Raw genomic sequence first — 18,061 nt, forward strand, 5'->3', positions numbered from 1 at the left:
TATCATTGGACGAGAGCGGTTAAAATTGGTTTTGCGCCAAATTATGGAATACAGGATGGGAGCCTGACCCAAATGTGTAACCTTCTTCGCTTCATGCACGTCTGAAAGGTAATGGGAAGATGGAAAGGATGGATTCGAGTGTACATGATGAAAAAGCTTGGCTGGATCATCGGTTTTGCTTTGATCTTGGTACTGGCAGCCTGTGGCGGGAAATCCGAAGCGACCAACCAGGAGCAGCCGCCTAAGGAATCATCTCAGCATAAATCGGAGGAAGCAACGCAGCATAAACCGGAGGTTAAACCTCAAGAGGAAGAGGGGAAGAAAGCGGAAGTACCGGCGGATATGGAAGGCGTTCCGCCTACGGCGTTGGAAGCGGCCGCTACCGTGATGAGGGCGCTGAAGAATGGGGATATGGCGACAATTGCCTCTTGGGCACACCCGGAGCAGGGCGTCCGCTTTTCACCGTACGCGCATGTCGATCCGCAAAAGGATGTCGTCCTGAAACGCAGTGAGCTGGAAGGCGCGATGAAGGACCCGTCCAAACGTGTGTGGGGGATAATGGACGGATCAGGTGAACCTATTGAGCTGACATATGCGGATTACCACCGGAAATTCGTATACGACGAGGACTTTGCGGGTAAGGGGGAAGTGGCTCAGAACAAGAGGCTCGGCACGAGCACCACCCTGGACAATTTGGCAGACGTGTATCCTCAAGAACGTTATGACGTCGTGGAATACTATATCAGCGCGATCGATCCGCAGTATGAAGGGATGGATTGGCGCAGCCTGCGGCTTGTTTTTGAAAGAATCGGAGAAGATCATGCGCTGGTCGGCATTGTTCATGATCAATGGACAATATAGACCTTTGACGTTGGATGCTCATCCAAGCGGACAGCGAATGACAAGCGTATCATAGCGTAACGCGAAATCGGAAAAGAGGGGAGACCAATGCCAGCCAAGCCATTAACCAAACAAGAGGAATTAGCTGCTTTCGCTTGGCTGCAGGCGTTGGGAACGAATCTCGCCGCCTTGGGCCAAACCAAGTTGCTATCCAAGCGGAGAAAGCAGCGGGCAGAAGGGAGAAGGCTGGCTATACTGGGTAATGCCCTCCAAAGCATAGCCAATGCGGAGCAGGCAAAGCTGACACAGGAGATGGGCATAACGGCTGTGAACAAGGAGGCCAACAGCCTGAGTGTCACGGGAAACCTGCTCCAATCCATAGGCAATGCCTTGCAGGTTATTGCTGGAGGCATCCATTCGCGTTCTGACGAATGATAACGTACGTTTCGTACAGGATGTTTGGCATCTTCGGCGAATGGGTTGAAAATTCTCGCCAAATAGTTCAATATAAAGATATCAATCATTAAAATTTTCACTTTTCTAAAGCTGCTTACTTTACAGTATAAGAACATAGGAGGCTGACCATGGAAATCGGGATCAGTACATTTGTGGAAACGACGCCGGATGCTCATACCGGCGAGGTGGTAAGTCACGCACAACGGCTGCGCGAGGTTGTGGAGGAAATTGTGCTTGCGGATCAGGTCGGACTGGACGTGTTTGGTGTGGGCGAGCATCACCGGAAGGATTATGCGGCTTCCTCGCCGGCTATGGTACTGGCCGCTGCTGCGCCGCAGACGAAGCGAATCCGGCTCACCAGCGCGGTGACGGTGCTTTCATCGGCAGATCCCGTACGCGTATTCCAGGACTTTGCGACGCTCGATGGCATTTCAAACGGACGGGCCGAGATTATGGCCGGACGCGGCTCCTTTATCGAGTCCTTTCCGCTGTTCGGCTATGACTTGAATGATTACGACGCGCTGTTCGATGAGAAGCTGGAGCTGCTGCTGAAGATCCGGGAGTCCGAGAAAGTAACCTGGAAAGGCGGACACCGCCCGGCGATCAACGCTCTGGGCGTGTACCCGCGACCGGTCCAGGACCCGCTGCCGGTATGGATCGGAAGCGGCGGCAACCAGGAATCTGTCATCCGCGCGGGACTGCTTGGACTACCGCTGGTGCTGGCGATCATCGGGGGCAGGCCGACGCAGTTCGCGCCGCTTGTCCAGCTCTATAAGCGGGCGGCGGCCCATGCGGGGCATGATGCCTCGAAACTGCCGGTCGCGTCGCACTCCCATGGCTTTATCGCCCAAGAAACGGAGCTCGCAGCTGATACCTTCTTCCCGTCCACCCAAGCAGCCATGAACGTGCTGGGACGGGAGCGGGGCTGGGGAGCCTACGACCGCTCCAGCTTCGACTCCGCCCGAAGCTTTGAAGGCGCGCTGTATGTCGGGGACCCGGAGACGGTCGCCAAGAAAATCATTCACCTGCGCAAGAAAGTCGGCATTACGCGCTTTATGCTTCACGTTCCGGTCGGATCGATGCCTCATCACCACGTGATGAAGGCCATCGAACTGCTGGGAACGCAGGCGGCGCCGATCGTGCGCGAAGAAATCGCAAGATGGGAAGCAGCCGGGGAACCGGAGGAATAAAGAAAGACGAAGAGGGAGCCTTCATGGCTCCCTCTTGTTTGATGTAAGAACGTATAAGTGCTGCTAACTCTTATGATATGGAATGCGGATCGTCACGGTCGTCCCTTTGCCTTCCTCGCTTTCGAAACCGATCGTCCCTTGATGGTTTTGTATGATTTTATAGCTGACCATCAGGCCGAGACCTGTCCCTTTATCCTTGGTGGAATAGAAAGGTTCTCCGAGCTTCGCCAGCTTGCTCTCCGATATGCCCGCCCCGTTATCGATACACTGGATGACGATATCCCTGTTCTCCCGGATGCCGGCCAGGACGCTCAACTTTCCGCCGGTCGGCATGGCCTCAATGGCATTCTTCAAGACGTTGATGAACACCTGCTTCAGCTGGTTTTCAACGCAGAGCGCCTTCAGACCGGACTCGAATATCGCCTTCATCTCCACGTTATTCATGTTGGCCTGCGATTCCAGCAGCATCATGACATCCTCCAGAATCGGCTGCAGATCCTTCTCGATGAAATCGACAGCCTGAGGCTTGGCCAGCACCAGCAGCTCGCTGACGATCTGTTCGATGCGGTCAAGCTCATTCAGCATGATCCCGATATAGGATTCGTTTCCGCCTTTCGAAGAAATCAGCTTGGTGAAGCCCTTCAGGGCCGTCAGCGGATTACGGACTTCATGAGCAATACCGGCCGCCAGTTGGCCTACAGCCGACAGCATTTCGGTCTTTCGCAGCATCTCCTCCGCATGCTTCCGTTCGCTGAGATCCTCGGAAAGCTTGACGAAATGAATGATCTGGCCCCTCTTGTCCTTAATCGGAATCATTTTAGCCGATTCAAAGTAATACTCCCCGTTTTTCTTCAAGCCCATCAGTTCGCCCTTCCATAGATCTCCGGCTTTGGCCAGGTGCATGATTTCATCGATGGAATGCTCCCCGGGCGGGGGTTGATTGCAATCTTTTATATTTTGCCCCTTGATTTCGGACAGCGTAAATCCGGAAATCTCCGTAAACTTTGGGTTTACGTACTCAATCGTACCCTTTACGTCCGTAATCATTGTAATGCTCGGGCTTTGCTCGACCGCATAAGACAGCTTCATCAGTTCTTCGTTAACCGTCTTCAGATCGGTGATGTTCACGAAGGTTAACACGACCCCGCTGATGAAGTTGTCCTCGGTACGGTATGGAAGGATTCGCATGCTGTACCATGTGCCGTCCTGGCTCTGGATTTCCTTTTCGAACGGAACCAGCGTATGCAGCACTTCCTTGGCATCGCTGACCAGCGAATCGTATTTAAAATGATGGGAAATATGTTCAATCGGCCTGCCGTAATCCACTTCAAGCAAATGGATTTCCTTCGTGATGGCCGGGGTGAAGCGGCGGACGCACATGCGCTTGTCCAGGAAGATCGTTCCGATGCGCGTGCTGACCAGGAAATTGCTCATATCATTGTTGACATCGGTCAGCTCCTGGATTTTGAACTGGTACTCCGTATTGACAGTCACGAGCTCTTCATTCACCGACTGCAGCTCTTCATTAGCGCTCTGCAGCTCCTCGTTGGCCGCAACCAGCTCCTCGTTCGTGACCTGCAGCTCCTCGTTGGAGGTTTCGAGCTCTTCACGGGTGGCATGGAGGGACTCCTGCGAACGAAGCAGGGCCTGCTCCAGGTCGATGATCTGGGAGCCCAGGTTGCTGTCGAGCGAAGAGGGCTCCATAACGAGCTGGATCGTCGTTTCAGGCAGCTCCGGTTTTTTGAACAGCAGCAGTACATGTTTATCGTATACGCTGGTTTTCAGCGAAAAAGGCCGGATTTGCAAATCCACCGTTTTCTCGCCCTGGTTGGTCTGAATGACCAGCGCATGGTAAGTGAGTCCCCGCCCCTGCTCGCGCACCTTTTGAATGGCGGCGGACACGGCAATGGATGCGGATGGATCGATCATTTTATACAAATTCCAGCTCGGCTTTCCTGGAGACAGATATAAAAATTCATTAACGGCTCCATGCAGATGTATGACATCATTGTTCTGATCCACAATCAGGCCCGGCGAGATGTGCTCCTCAACCAGCGTTCCATAGATGTCATCCAGCCGCTTCGGGGCTGGGTTATCCTTAGGGGGGCTGGGGGCAGGGACCGGTTTGCGGGAAGAGGGACTCAAAAGGCTCCCTTCCATAGAGAAAATTTGCGTTTCGCCGCTTCCTTTGGTATTCCGGTGGGAAAAGATGTTCCAGCGCCGGTCAAAGGCGTCAAACTGGCTGGCGAAACGTCCGATGGTCTCGCTGGGCCCGAGAAAAAGAAACCCTTCCGGATTCAAGGCAAAGTGAAAAAGCGAGAGTACCTTCTGCTGCATTTCCTGCTGCAAATAAATAAGCATATTCCGGCAAGTAATCAGATCCAAATTGCGGAATGGCGGGTCTTTGATAATATTCTGCGGAGCGAATACAACCATCTTCCGGATTTCCTTGCTGATTTGGAACATGTCGTCATCCTTAACGAAAAAGCGGTTCTGGTCCTCTTCCGAAAGATAGCTGATCGAGCTCGTGTTTTCGGAATAAATGCCTTGGCTGGCATATTCGATGGACTCTTTGTCCAGATCGGTTGCAAAAATTTTAATGTTGTACGGCGCCTCCAGCGTATCCGCATATTTCCGCATCAAAATGGCGATGGAGTAGGCCTCTTCTCCGGTAGAGCATCCGGCCACCCAGACGCGTATTTCCTTCAGGAAGCTTTTGCGCTCAAAAATCTCCGGAAGCACTTTATTGTAAATGACATCAAAGGCCTCGGCATCGCGAAAAAAGTTGGTCACGCCGATCAGCAGGTCCTTGCGAAGGGATTGCAGCTCCTCCCGGTGCTCGTCCACATACGACATGTATGCCGAAAGGGTCGGGATATTGTGCATGGACATGCGGCGTTCGATCCGGCGAAGCACGCTGTTCCGTTTATAGTAGGTGAAGTCTACGCCGCAGTCCCGTCTTATTTTCTCGAAGATGAGCTGGATATGCTGCTCCGTCGTAATCGTCTCCCGGATATTGCTTACATCCTCGTAGCCTTCCCCATGAAGATGCAGCAGCAGCCGTTCCGTCATCTCCTTCGGGGAGAGCACGACGTCGGCATTCCCGGTGAGGCGTGCGCTGCTTGGCATGCCGTCGAATTTGGCCGTGTGGCTGTCCTGCACGAGAACGAGCCCGCCGGCTTCCTTCACCTGCTGGATTCCCCGGGAGCCATCCGTGCCTGTTCCGGACATAATGATGGCAACCGCTCTTGAACCGCAGTCCGCTGCCATCGAGCGGAAGAACAAATCGATAGGCAGATGAAGCCCTGTTTCACGAAGTGGTTCGGCAATCTTCAAGCATCCGTCCGCAATCGTCATCACTTTGCGCGGCGGAGTCAGATAGATATGGTTAGGCCTGACCTGCATATTATCCTGGGCCTCTTGTATGGGCATGCTTGTATATTTTCCAAGGATTTCATCCATCAAGCTTTTGTAATCGGGGGACAGATGCTGAACGATAATAAAGGCCATGCCCGTGTTCTCCGGCATATGCTCAAAAAAGCTTTCCAGCGCTTCCAGGCCACCGGCTGAAGCTCCTAGACCCACGATAAATGCCGGCACTTCCTCGCTTGCAGTTTCAGCCTCCAAGGTTTCCTCCAGTGTCGCAGCTGCCTGCGAATCCGTATGCTCATCCCTGATCATGTGATTGTTCCCCTTCCGAAATGGTGAGAGCCGAAAGTCCCGACTCTTGTCCCAGCACCTCGATCGCAGCCGTCAAATATTGCTCATAAGCCTGAATAGAAAGCTTGTCCAAACCCTCTACAGAGGGCAAGGCGTCCTTAATGAAACGGAAATTGATGATGAGCATACGTGTGCTCATACCATATTTAACCAGAATTCCATTCAGCCAAATCGCATAATCCGTAAATATTTTCTCATTTTGAAGCGCCCAAGCTGTTTCCAGGTGACGCAAATGATGCGCGTTGTCTTCTTTGCATTTGCGGACGCCCTTCTCGCCGTACCGGTCCAGAAGAGTCGGATCATCCTCATAGATTAACGCTGTCACGCTATCGATCAATTGTTCATATATACCGGCGGTTTTCATAGCGCAGCAGCCTTGCATCTGCTAAACGACGGGGCGGCAATCCAATGAACAATATACATACAGGATCCTCCTCAGCACTCTATGAATGCTAAAATAGATTATAATTAGGGTAAATGACAGTATATCCAATTCCTTCAAGTATTCCTTATCATAGTGGATACAACCGAACCTCGTCAATTTCGACAAAAGCTTCGGTTTGAGACGACAAAAATCCCCTAGTCGCGCAACGGGACGGTGTATTACAATGTTGTACGCGTCCTGGAATCTTCAGCACGGATTATCGATGATCAGAGGTGATTGTCTGTGAATATGGAAATTGAACATCTGGCGGAGCAGATGATTAGCGGCATGACGGAACCATGCTGGCAGAATCTCGTCCATCATATCGATTCGGGAAAAAACAGTCTATATATTTACGAGCAGCTGCTCGTGCCTGCCATGCGTTACATCGGATCGCTCTGGGAGCAGAATCTCATCACGGTGGCGGACGAGCATTTGGCCTCCGGAGTGTGCGATATTTTGCTTACGCGTTACGCGGCCTTGAGCAAGCCTGAACAGGGCCATGGAAGAAGGGCAATGTTTCTGTGCCTGGAAGAGGAAGCCCATAATTTTGGTTTGAAAATGGTAAGCTCGCTCTTTCAGGAGCGGGGTTTCGAGACCCGATACTACGGGGCCGACCTGCCGCTGGAATATGCCATGCTAAGCGCGATGAAATGGAAGCCGGACGTGATCGGACTGTCTGTTTCCATCGCCTATCATCTGCCTAAGCTGCAGGAGTATGTGGAGGAGCTCGGGAATCTCAGCTATCAGCCGATCATCATGATTGGCGGCCGCATCATTGAGCCTTACGGGATTCATCAACGGCTTGGGGACCGTGCCGTATTTTTGCCGGATCTTCTCCAATTAAACGACTGGATCACCCAATACTTGTTTACAGAACTCGGATTAAAGAATGCGAGGGAAACAATATATGGATAACATGGCTTATTTGCCGGTTCCCTATTTCGAAATTGACGAAAATTTCCGGATAGGATCCGTTTCCGACTCGGCCCGAGCTTTGTTTCCCGATACGGAGTACTGGTTTCAGCTGGTGGATGAGGGGTCGCTGGACAAAGCCGGGGAATATTTGTCTCCTTCGCACTCAGGCTTCAAGGTGGAGTTGATTCTCAGAACCCGAATGGAGCCGTTCGTGCCTTTTGACGTGTATCAGCACTGGGGGCCGGATGGGACGGGGTATGTGGTATGCATCTGTCAGCAGGGCCGTTATCAGACGGTCACGAATCAGCTGAGCCAGCTGGAGGAGAGTCTGAGGCAGGGGGTGCACGGAATACACGGTAGAACGGCCCCCTTGAACGGGATGGAAATACAGGCTCAGCCTTTGCTTAATTCAAGCAAGTCCGTCAGCCGAGAACTATGCGCGACCCTTGAAACCGTCCGGGATCTGGTCGATCTTCTGTACCCGAGTTTGCTGGAAATCGATCAGACTACCTACGCGGACATTATTAAGGAGCAAATCGACACCGCGTTAAAAGACCTGCCTTACGGATTTCGCAGATAGATCAATGGAAGAGCCCGCGCGCAGCAGCACGTTATCCGGGCTCTTTGTGCGCTGCTTCAGGAAGGAAATTCCATTGTGGGACGCGGTGTCTAGGCGTAGAATGATTTTTAATATACAGCTTGGTGATTACATCGGAAGTGAGGTTTGATGCGGATGGGCAACGTTGCAAAGGTAAGCCGTTTTGTGGGAGGGACCTTTTCCCTGTGGGTCATTTTGTTTGCGGCATTGGGCTTTTTTTTACCCGGAGCCTTTAGCCATTTAAAGGGGTACATTTCCCTCTTTCTCGGTATCGTCATGTTCGGCATGGGACTTACGCTGTCCTCTGCGGATTTCCGGGAGGTATTCCGCCGCCCGTTGGAAGTACTGATCGGGGTTGTGGGCCATTTCATAATCATGCCGCTGCTCGCGTATGTGCTGGCGCTTGTACTGAACCTGCCTCCGGATATTGCGGTGGGCGTGATTCTCGTCGGCTGCTGTCCCAGCGGCACCTCGTCGAACGTCATGACGCTGCTAGCCAAAGGGGATGTCGCGCTCGGGGTGTCGATCGCCTCAGTCTCGACGCTGATTGCACCGCTGGCTACGCCGGCTCTAATCAGCCTGCTGGCGGGACGCTGGATGCCGATCGACGGCGGGGCGCTGATCAAGGACATTTTGATGGTCGTGATTCTGCCGATTGTTCTGGGCGTCATCGTGAAGACGCTGTTCAAAAGGCAGGCGGAGGCAAGCGCGCAGGCTCTGCCGCTCGTCTCGACCCTGGCCATTGTGCTGATCGTGGCAATCGTCGTAGGCGGCAGCAAAACCAAAATTATCGAAAGCGGCATGCTGATATTTGCAGTCGTGATCCTGCACAACGTTCTCGGCTATGTCCTGGGATACTTGTTTGCCAAGCTGTTCCGGATGAATGAGGGTAAGCGCAAGGCTGTCCTTTTCGAAACGGGCATGCAGAATTCCGGCCTCGGCGCCGCGCTTGCCGCTGCTCACTTTAGCCCGGTAGCCGCCGTTCCGAGCGCGATCTTCAGCGTCTGGCACAACATTTCCGGCTCGCTGCTCGCGACCTGGTTTGCACGGCGGGCCGAGAAGGAAAGCCGGGAGGCAGGCAAGGCAGCCTGATGGAGCCTGTCGATTCCGTAAAAAACGATCCAAAACGAACAAAAAGCAAGGCCATCCCGGAGGACGGGATGGCCTTTTGAAGCTGGGTAGACGAATGAAAGATGAATGCCCGGACCGGCTTGCTATAATGACTTGTGCCGCGCGTTTGCTTGAAAATCCGTGCGGGCTACCATGGGATTCCGTTATTCTCCAAGAACTGCCGGCTCACATCCAGATCCTGCCTGGCGGCAGCCTTATACATGTCGATCGCTTCTTCGATTCGCCCCTGCTGCTGAAGCATGATGGCGTAGTTGTGCTGAGCCATCGCATCTCCCTGCCTGGCAGCTTGGCCATACCACTTGAATGCGCCTTCGGCATCTCCCAGCTCGCCCAGCAGGCAAGCGAGGTTATACTGGGCATCGGTGTCGCCCTGATTCGCGGCGAGCGAGTACCATTTCACGGCTTCCTGCGGCTCCTTCTCCTCCAGCAGGGCGCCGAGGCTGAATTGGGCGGCGGCCATGTCCTGTCCGGCCGCCATCTCATACCAGGATCTTGCCTCCTCCGGATAGCCATCCTTGCTCAGCATATGTCCCAGGCGATACTGGGCCTCGGCAAGCCCTCTTTCCGCCGCTTCGTGGATGAACTCGTACGCCTGGGTTCTCATCTGGTGTGCCGCATAGATGCTGCCGAGGCTGAATATCGCCTGGACATGCTCCTGTTTGGCTGCCTCCTCGTACCACTCGGCAGCCTTTTGCAGATCGGCCTGCTCCTGCTCGTAATATCTGCCTAACCGAAACTGGGCCTCCGCATCACCGTCTGCAGCCGCCCGTTCGTAGGCCTCCATCGGCGTTCTCGCTTTGTCATGAGGATGACGAAGTTCCTGCTCCGGGGCTCTTCCCTGCATCCGACGCTCCTTCACATCCTCTTCGTCTGTTCCCTCCCACAAGGCCAGCTTTTTGCGGGCTCCGGGGACACCAAGCTCATCTGCTTTTAAATAGAAACCTTTCGCTTCATCTACGCTTCCCTCCTGATAGAGGAGATCTCCATAAAAAAGAAAGGCAAGCGGGTAATTGTCCTCTAAAGCATCCTCGATAAGCGTCATGCCAGCTTCGGAAGCGCCGGATTGAATATACATGGTCCCAAGATTATATTTGGCTGCGGCATGCTGCTCCAGAATCGCAAGCTTATACCACTTTTCGGCCTTCTTCGGTTTGCCCAGGAACTGGTAAGCTTGGCCGGCGCCGGTTTTAGCCGCGGTATTGCCTTGCTTGGCCGATTTTTTATACCAGGCCAGGGCGCTCTTATACTCACCCTTATTCATTAAATAGCTTCCCAAGGCGCATTGTGCCTGGTGGTCGCCATTTTTGGCTCTTCGTGTTAATCCTTCGACATCGACGTTTTTTTCCATTTGCGTATTCAAGCCTCAGTCCATCTCCTTTTCTTCTCGCGCGTAATTATGAATGATGACAGGATGGCAGACCGGTATACTTAGGTCACTCCATAATTTACACCATAAGAACGCAGGATGGAAACCCGGCCAAAGCCTCGAACCGAAAAAGTTGACAGACAAAAGGCAGCATGTTATTATTATCTTAAATTAAAGATTCTTTATTATTAAATGATGAACGATCACACATTCATCTAAAATACGGATTTGGGGAAGCTTACATTTAAAGGAGGAATTATGATGAACGGATTAAAAGGCGTGCACCACGTGACTGCGATTACGAGCAGCGCGGAAAAAAACTATGAATTTTTCACTTATGTGCTCGGAATGCGGCTGGTGAAGAAGACGGTAAACCAGGACGACATTCAGACCTATCATTTATTTTTTGCTGACGATAAGGGCAGCGCGGGAACAGACATGACATTCTTTGATTTTCCAGGCATACCGAAGGGGGTGCACGGCACGAATGAAATTTCCAAAACGTCGTTCCGCGTGCCGACCGATGCGGCGCTGGATTATTGGGTGAAGCGCTTTGACCGCCTGAACGTACAGCACTTTGGGATTAAGGAGATGTTCGGGAAAAAGACGCTGTCCTTCGCCGACTTCGACGATCAGCAGTATCAGCTCATCTCCGATGAGCACAACGAGGGAGTCGCATCGGGAACGCCTTGGCAAAAGGGACCGATTCCTTTGGAGTATGCGATCACAGGCCTTGGCCCCGTATTCGTACGGATCGCGAACTTTGATTACTTCAAGGAAATGCTGGAAAAGGTGATGGAATTCCAAGAAATCGGCCAGGAAGGCTCGTACCACCTGTTCGAGGTGGGCGAGGGAGGCAACGGCGCGCAAGTGGTCGTGGAATATAACGCCGTGCTGCCGCCTGCCCGCCAAGGCTTCGGCACCGTGCATCACGCGGCTTTCCGCGTGGAGGACAGAAGCGTGCTGGAACAGTGGATCAAGCGCCTGGACCAGTTCGGGTTCTCGACCTCGGGCTATGTGAACCGCCATTTCTTCGAATCGCTGTACGCCAGAGTCGCACCGCAGATTCTGTTCGAGCTGGCCACGGACGGCCCAGGCTTCATGGGCGACGAGCCGTACGAGACGCTGGGCGAGATTCTGTCGCTGCCGCCGTTCCTCGAGCCGAAGCGGGAGCAGATCGAAAAGCTGGTGCGTCCAATCGATACCGTACGGAGCACGATCGAATTCACGAAGGAATAACGATAAAGAGCAGAGAAGCATGAACAGGGGAGTGCATCCACGATGCACTCCTTTTTGCCATCGGCCTTGGTGCAGCCTCGTTACGAAAGCACGTAACTATGAATAGAGGGAAGCGGCACCGGCCAGCCGTGCAGTACGGCCAAGAGATAATCTTTCATTATAAATAAACTATACCGCAACGCCTCAGGAATCCTTCCTTTATAATCACTGCTATACGGAGCGGAAGGAGCGATGGGATTGAATACCAGGGAAGCGCCGTCCATTGAACGGGTGGCGGCCTACGCCCGGCGTTATTTTCAGAGCGCCGAATTCCATATCGAAAGGGAGCCGAGCGGCGTCTCCACATATGTCTACCGCATTCGTGCAGGAGGGGAAACGTTCTACCTGCGCATACTTCCAGAGGCGGATAGAAGCTTTGGTGTTGAGGTCCATGCTCATGGACTGCTGCGGGACATGGGAGTGCAGGTTCCCGAAGTGGTTGGATACGAACAACTTGCCGAAGGGCTCGGCATGTCCGCCATGCTGGTGCGCGAAATCGAAGGAAGCGCAGCCGGGCAGGACGCCGGCATGACGACGAGCGCTTCGTATGACCGTGTCATGAGGGAAGCAGGCAGGCAAGTGGCCCTGATGCACCAGGTTCCAGTGGATGGCTTTGGATGGATCCGGCGTGACCGCCATGAGGCGGATGCTGTTTTGCGGGGAGAAAAGGGTACCGCGAGCGGACACCTGACCGAATTTTGGGAGGAGGACCTGCGCTTTCTATCCCAGGCGATTTTGAGCGAGGCGGAGATTTTCCGGCTGCGTGAACGATTCGAGGCTGGATTTCCGCTGATGGCCAGGCAGGAAGCAAGGCTGGTGCATGGCGATTTTGATGATTCCCATATTTTTCAGTCAGGCGGCGCGTATACCGGCATCATAGATTTCGGCGAGATGCAGGGGAGCAGCCCGCTGTACGACCTGGGACATTTGAAGCTGCATGACGGGCAGCGTTTTGCAGGATTCGGAGCGCTGATGGCAGGTTACGGGGAGGTAACGCCTCTGACGACCGAGGATCGGCTGGAAATCAGCCTTTGGACGCTTTGGATCGGCATCAGAAGAATGGCGATTGCCGGCCGCCGGTCCCACGTTGGCTATCTGAAGCACTTAACGAAGGCGGTAAGACATGAACTGGACCAAATCGGCAGCGAATGGTAAAAACGTAACATGTTATTTTTAGACAGCTTCAATCCACCTGTGATCGGGGTATTAACTTACACGGAAGATGTGAAGAACTCCAATCAGGCAGGAGAGGATATAGATGCAGTGGAAAGGCAGAAGAGCTAGCTCCAATGTGGAGGATCGCCGCGGCAAAGGCGGGGGTCTCGCGATCGGCGGCGGCATCGGCGGGATTATTCTGGTGCTGCTCGTCACGCTGCTCGGGGGCGGCAATGGCGGCGATATTCTGAATTCGTTGACGGGTCTTGGCACCGAATCGAGTACGCCTTATCAGGAAACAGCGGAGGAGAAGGACCTTTCGCAGTTCGTGTCCGTCGTATTGGCCGATACGGAGGATGTGTGGACCGACATATTCAAGCAGAAGGGCATGACATATGAAAATCCGACGCTTGTGCTGTACACGGACCGGGTACAGTCCGCTTGCGGCACGACGGGCTCCTCCGTTGGACCGTTCTATTGCCCGGGGGATCATAAGCTGTATATCGATCTCAGCTTCTATGACGAGCTGCGGCAGAAGTTCCAAGCGCCGGGAGATTTTGCGATGGCTTATGTGGTCGCGCATGAAGTTGGCCACCACGTGCAAACCCTTTTGGGGGACATCAACAAAAAGGCCGCGGGAGGACAGACCTCGAACCAGTTGTCTGTGCGAACCGAGCTTCAGGCGGACTATTATGCAGGGGTGTGGGCACATCATGCGCAGGACATGAACGTTCTCGATCCCGGAGATCTGGAGGAGGCGCTGACCGCCGCGAGCGCCGTCGGCGACGACACGATCCAGAAGAAGGCTCAGGGCTACGCCGTGCCGGAAAGCTTCACGCACGGGACGGCCGAGCAGCGCATGCGCTGGTTCAAGAAGGGCTTTGACAGCGGGACCATTGAAGGCGGCGATACGTTCCGTGCGAGCAAGCTGTGAGCCGCGTCGAATCGGGAAGAGGGCTATCGGGCCCTCTTCTTTTTTTGTGCGATTTTTTATCGTTTATGCCTTCCTTTCGTGTCACAAAACAGCGCCCTATTTCGTTTTAGGTGCAGCACAAGGAATAGGGAGACGATTCGTTATGAGACATTTCACATGCATTGTTATCGGCGGGGGATACGCGGGGATTCAGGCGATTCAGGCCATTCGGAAGGGAATTTCCGAGGGGGCTCTTCCGGGCGGCACGAAGTTGATATTGATTGAAAAACAAGCGCATCACCTTCGGAAAGTGCTTCTTTTTCAGCCGGCCGTTCAGGAGAAGGATATCACGGTTCCGTTTGAGCAGCTTTTCCCGCAAGGATTGGAGCGGATACAAGCGGAAGTGACCCGCCTGGAACCGCAGGCCAAAAAGCTATGGTACCGGGATGCTGAAGGAGTCCTGCACGAGCTGGATTACAACGCTGCCGTGCTGGCGGCAGGAAGCGTGGTACGCGATCCCGGCCCGGACGCTGGGGGCATCGCATTAACGGGTCTGCGATCGGCGGAACGGATCCGCGAAGCCTGGCAGGCCAATTTGCGCCAAGCCGTGGCCGAGGAGCGCGCGGAGGAGCGGCAGCGGCTGCTGACGACGGCAATCGCCGGCGCGGGCATCAGCGGGATCGAAACGGCGGCGGAGCTCGTCCACGGCATCCGGGCCGACGCCAAAGCGCTGGACATCGAACCGGAGGAGATCCGTATTCTTCTATATAATGCAGCGGACCGCTTGTTTACGGAAGGGCCCGCCAAGGCAGGCTTTAAGCTGGAACGTCTGCTGACGGCCATGAGAATCACCGTCATTCATCGGTGCAAGGTGACGCGGGAAGCCGGCGGCGTGCTGAACCTGTCGGACGGCGGGCAGACGCCGGTGGGTTTGTGCGTCTGGACGCTCGGAACGCAGCCTGCTCCCGGTATGCGCGGCCTGGGCGTGCCGCTGACGCCGGACGGGTACGTGCCCGTCGACTCCGGCTATCGCGTTCCGGGATCGGAGGGGCTGTACAGCATCGGGGACTGCGCCCGGATCATCGATCCGCGGTCCGGACAGGTGGACGGCAAGACCTGCAAGGAGGCTTCGGCGCAGGCGGCCAGGCTGGGCCAGGTCATTGCCGCCGATTTGACGGGTAGGCCGGCTCCGGAGCATAAGTCTTACATGGATTTTTTCTGCTTCGGCCTTGGACCGCAGCAGGGTATGGTATGGACACGCCAGTGGGGCCTCGACCTGTATATCACGGGGAAGCTTGGGGGACGCATACGCAAGATGACATGGGACATGGCGAGTCTGTTAAGATAAGCTTAAGTAAAGATTAGGCGATGGGAGAGGTCGGAAGTGCGGGAGCTGTATAAGCAATATAAGGGACTGTTGTTTACGTTGGCTTATCAAATAATGGGATCGGTATCGGACGCGGAGGACGCCGTGCAGGACGTGTTCGTCAAAGTCCATGATGTCCAGCTGGAGCGTTTGACCGAACCTAAAGCCTATTTGTGCAAAATGGTCACGAACCGCTGCCTGGACCTGCTCCAATCGGCCCGTAAACGGCGTGAGCAGTATTTCGGGGAATGGCTTCCCGAGCCGCTGCTCACCCCTATCCAGGATGCCTTCGAGTCGGTCATTCGCGGCGAGCTGCTCTCCTATGCGATGCTGGTCATGCTGGAGAAGCTGAGTCCTGCGGAACGGGCGGCATTCGTGCTGCGCGAGGCGCTCGGCTTCGAATATGGTGCGATAGCCGAGCTTCTTGAGAAAAGCGAGCCGAGCTGCCGCAAGCTGCTGAGCCGGGCACGCGGCAAAATGGGACTATCCGTCGACGAGGTGAGGACCCTTCGTGCAGAAGAGGCGACCGGGGTCTGGGTGAAACGCCTTCTGGAAGCCATCGAACGGGGCAGGGTGCAGGATGTGGTATCCCTATTAGCGGAGGATGTCGTGCTGGTCTCCGATGGCGGGGGAAAGGCCTGGGCGGCCGTTCATCCGATTCGTTCCGCGGAACGGGTAGCCAGGTTCCTGCTCGGCATTATGAAAAAGGCGCCTGATTATTATGAAGGCGACTTGGAGATCGAGCTGACGGACATCAACGGTCAGACCGGGGTGCTTGTCCGAACGGAACGACAAATTACCGCAGCCGTTCTGCTTCATGTGGAGGCTGGCAACGTCCAATATGTGTACTTTGTCCGCAATCCGGATAAGCTGACATTTCGACAGTGAATTTCGACATTTTTCGAAAAATAGCTATAGCAATTTAGAATCAAACCTACTAAAATAAAGTTAGTTAATATTTTAGTCCAGCACCTTGTTAAACTGGCGCAACCGTTGTGAAATTCGGATTTTCATTGCAATTCCGAGTAATCCGATATACAATGAAAAACAGTTTGATAGAGAGATGGGGGATAAGACATCATGCGTAAAAAATATTTATCCGGAGTCATGATTTTGGCATTGCTGACGATGCTGGTCAGCGCATGCGGCGGCTCGGGAGACAGCTCGAGCAGCACGTCCGCGCCTTCAGGCACATCGTCCGATGCAGCGCAAACTACCGGAGACCAGCCGAAGGATGGCGGCAGTTTAATTATCGGCGTTGCAGCCGATCCGGTGATTTTGAATCCAAACTATGCGGGCGACCGTGTCAGTCTGACGATTGACCAGGCGCTTTACGCACCTCTTTTCCAAGTAAACAACGGCAAAAAAACGTTTTATCTGGCGGACAGCCTGGAGCCATCCGCGGATAATTTGACGTATACACTGAAGCTCAAGAGCGGGCTGACTTGGCATGATGGAGAGAAGCTGACGGCGGATGACGTCGTGTTCACCGTCGACAAGATTCTGGACGAGAAGCAAAACAGCATGCTCCGCGGCAACTTCATTATCGGCGGCAAGCCGATCAAGGCGGTGAAGGTCGACGATACGACGGTGGAATTCAAACTTCCGCAGGTCAGCCCGGCTTTCGAAGCCACGCTGGTTCAGGTATCGCCGATTCCGAAACATATTTTTGAGAATGAAGCCAATATCGAGAAGAGCCCTAAAAACAATGCGCCTGTCGGTTCCGGACCGTTCAAGTTCAAGGAATACAAAACGGGCGAGTATGTTACCCTGGAGCGCTTTGACAATTACTTTGGCGGCAAACCGCATCTGGACTCCATCACGTACCGGATTTCCAAAGATGCGAATGCGTCGAACCTGGCCCTGCAAAATGGCGAGATCAACATCAAGTATGTCGATCCGCAGGATGTAGCGACGATCGAGGCGACCGGCAACTTTGAAATGAAGAACTACAGCGAAGGACGCCTGTCCTACCTGCTCTTTAACCAGAACAGCGACACCGGCCTGATGGCCAAGAAGGAAGTCAGAGAAGCTTTGTCGTACGCCCTGAACCGCGAAGAACTGATTCAAGTGGCTTACACATCTCCGGAGTATGCCGATCCGGCCAAATCCTTTGTGACGCCTGACGGTTTGTACCACGACAATAACGTTACAACATACGACAATGACGTGAATAAAGCCAAAGAGCTGCTGCAATCGAGCGGTGCTGCGGGCATGAAACTGCGTTTCATGGTGTCTGGCGGCAACAAGGCTCAGGAGGCCATCTCCCTCTATGTTCAGCAGAAGCTGAAAGAAGTGGGGGTAAACGTGGAGATCCAGACGATGGATGCTTCCGCTTACAGCACCAAATTTACGGATCCAGCCACAGCTGACTATGAAATGACGGTAGGCGGATATATTATGGGCTTCGATCCTGACGCATACAGCATTCTGTATACTTCAGGCAACGACTCCAACTATGCGCACTACTCCGACAAAGAAGTGGATGAACTCTTCGCGCAAGGCGCCGGTGAAGCCGACGATACGAAACGCGGAGAAATCTACAAGAAGCTTCAGGAAAAAATCGCTTCCGATGCCGTTATCTATCCGATTGCATATACGAAAACAATCGTGGCCGTAGACAAGAAGTTCGGTGGCCTGGATGAAGCGGTGCTCAAACCAGTCGTGATCTTCGAAGATCCGGCCAAGCTTTATCAAAAGTAAAGT

At 53.9% G+C, this 18,061-nt stretch carries 15 protein-coding genes; 12 read left to right on the top strand and 3 right to left on the bottom strand.

Annotated elements, in window-relative coordinates; genetic code table 11:
• Nucleotides 1–144 precede the first annotated feature (144 nt).
• From ACTHPM_RS16825 to ACTHPM_RS16835, 3 genes are all read left to right on the top strand, one after another.
• Nucleotides 145–861 (top strand): hypothetical protein, encoded by a 717-nt coding sequence (locus tag ACTHPM_RS16825; protein WP_440396610.1) that lies wholly within the window; start codon nucleotides 145–147, stop codon nucleotides 859–861.
• Between the two features lie 87 nt (nucleotides 862–948).
• Nucleotides 949–1,275, top strand: coding sequence for a DUF6944 family repetitive protein (locus tag ACTHPM_RS16830; protein WP_440396609.1), 327 nt, complete (start codon nucleotides 949–951; stop codon nucleotides 1,273–1,275).
• A 149-nt stretch (nucleotides 1,276–1,424) separates the two neighbouring features.
• Entirely contained in the window at nucleotides 1,425–2,486 is a 1,062-nt protein-coding gene (locus ACTHPM_RS16835) for an LLM class flavin-dependent oxidoreductase (RefSeq protein WP_440396608.1), read from the top strand.
• Nucleotides 2,487–2,549: 63 nt separating this feature from the next.
• On the opposite strand, the gene ACTHPM_RS16840 is transcribed toward ACTHPM_RS16835, so the two are convergent.
• Entirely contained in the window at nucleotides 2,550–6,167 is a 3,618-nt protein-coding gene (locus tag ACTHPM_RS16840; RefSeq protein ID WP_440396607.1) for a chemotaxis protein CheB, read from the bottom strand.
• On the bottom strand, nucleotides 6,154–6,570 hold the full coding sequence (locus tag ACTHPM_RS16845) for a hypothetical protein (protein WP_440396606.1): 417 nt from the start codon (nucleotides 6,568–6,570) through the stop codon (nucleotides 6,154–6,156). The genes ACTHPM_RS16840 and ACTHPM_RS16845 overlap by 14 nt, the downstream gene beginning before the upstream one ends.
• Before the next feature lie 309 nt (nucleotides 6,571–6,879).
• Here ACTHPM_RS16845 and ACTHPM_RS16850 point away from each other — a divergent pair, with 309 nt between their 5' ends.
• From ACTHPM_RS16850 to ACTHPM_RS16860, 3 genes are all read left to right on the top strand, one after another.
• Nucleotides 6,880–7,548, top strand: coding sequence for a cobalamin B12-binding domain-containing protein (locus tag ACTHPM_RS16850; RefSeq protein WP_440396605.1), 669 nt, complete (start codon nucleotides 6,880–6,882; stop codon nucleotides 7,546–7,548).
• A gap of 1 nt (nucleotide 7,549) precedes the next feature.
• A complete protein-coding gene (locus tag ACTHPM_RS16855; protein WP_440396604.1) occupies nucleotides 7,550–8,128 on the top strand; it encodes a hypothetical protein in 579 nt (192 codons plus the stop codon).
• A gap of 153 nt (nucleotides 8,129–8,281) precedes the next feature.
• Complete coding sequence (locus ACTHPM_RS16860; protein ID WP_440396603.1) at nucleotides 8,282–9,238, top strand: bile acid:sodium symporter family protein; 957 nt, start codon at nucleotides 8,282–8,284, stop codon at nucleotides 9,236–9,238.
• A 166-nt stretch (nucleotides 9,239–9,404) separates the two neighbouring features.
• Here the strand turns inward: ACTHPM_RS16860 and ACTHPM_RS16865 are convergent, their stop codons facing one another.
• Nucleotides 9,405–10,625, bottom strand: a complete 1,221-nt coding sequence (locus ACTHPM_RS16865; protein ID WP_440396602.1) for a hypothetical protein — start codon at nucleotides 10,623–10,625, stop codon at nucleotides 9,405–9,407.
• Between the two features lie 279 nt (nucleotides 10,626–10,904).
• On the opposite strand from ACTHPM_RS16865, the gene ACTHPM_RS16870 reads away from it, so the two are divergent.
• From ACTHPM_RS16870 to ACTHPM_RS16895, 6 genes are all read left to right on the top strand, one after another.
• Nucleotides 10,905–11,882 carry a ring-cleaving dioxygenase gene (locus tag ACTHPM_RS16870; RefSeq protein ID WP_440396601.1) on the top strand — a complete coding sequence of 326 codons (978 nt, stop codon included), beginning with the start codon at nucleotides 10,905–10,907 and terminating at the stop codon, nucleotides 11,880–11,882.
• Between the two features lie 237 nt (nucleotides 11,883–12,119).
• Complete coding sequence (locus tag ACTHPM_RS16875; RefSeq protein WP_440396599.1) at nucleotides 12,120–13,076, top strand: phosphotransferase family protein; 957 nt, start codon at nucleotides 12,120–12,122, stop codon at nucleotides 13,074–13,076.
• Between the two features lie 103 nt (nucleotides 13,077–13,179).
• Nucleotides 13,180–14,010: a KPN_02809 family neutral zinc metallopeptidase gene (ypfJ, locus tag ACTHPM_RS16880; protein WP_440396598.1), complete on the top strand. Its 831-nt coding sequence runs from the start codon at nucleotides 13,180–13,182 to the stop codon at nucleotides 14,008–14,010.
• Nucleotides 14,011–14,152: 142 nt separating this feature from the next.
• Nucleotides 14,153–15,337 (top strand): NAD(P)/FAD-dependent oxidoreductase, encoded by a 1,185-nt coding sequence (locus ACTHPM_RS16885; protein WP_440396597.1) that lies wholly within the window; start codon nucleotides 14,153–14,155, stop codon nucleotides 15,335–15,337.
• 36 nt (nucleotides 15,338–15,373) lie between these two features.
• On the top strand, nucleotides 15,374–16,243 hold the full coding sequence (sigJ, locus tag ACTHPM_RS16890) for an RNA polymerase sigma factor SigJ (RefSeq protein WP_440396596.1): 870 nt from the start codon (nucleotides 15,374–15,376) through the stop codon (nucleotides 16,241–16,243).
• 192 nt (nucleotides 16,244–16,435) lie between these two features.
• Nucleotides 16,436–18,058 (top strand): ABC transporter substrate-binding protein, encoded by a 1,623-nt coding sequence (locus tag ACTHPM_RS16895; RefSeq protein ID WP_440396595.1) that lies wholly within the window; start codon nucleotides 16,436–16,438, stop codon nucleotides 18,056–18,058.
• The last annotated feature ends 3 nt before the right edge of the window (nucleotides 18,059–18,061 follow it).

Origin of the sequence: Paenibacillus sp. SAFN-054 (genome assembly GCF_051966755.1) — a bacterium.
Lineage (GTDB): Bacteria > Bacillota > Bacilli > Paenibacillales > Paenibacillaceae > Paenibacillus_AQ.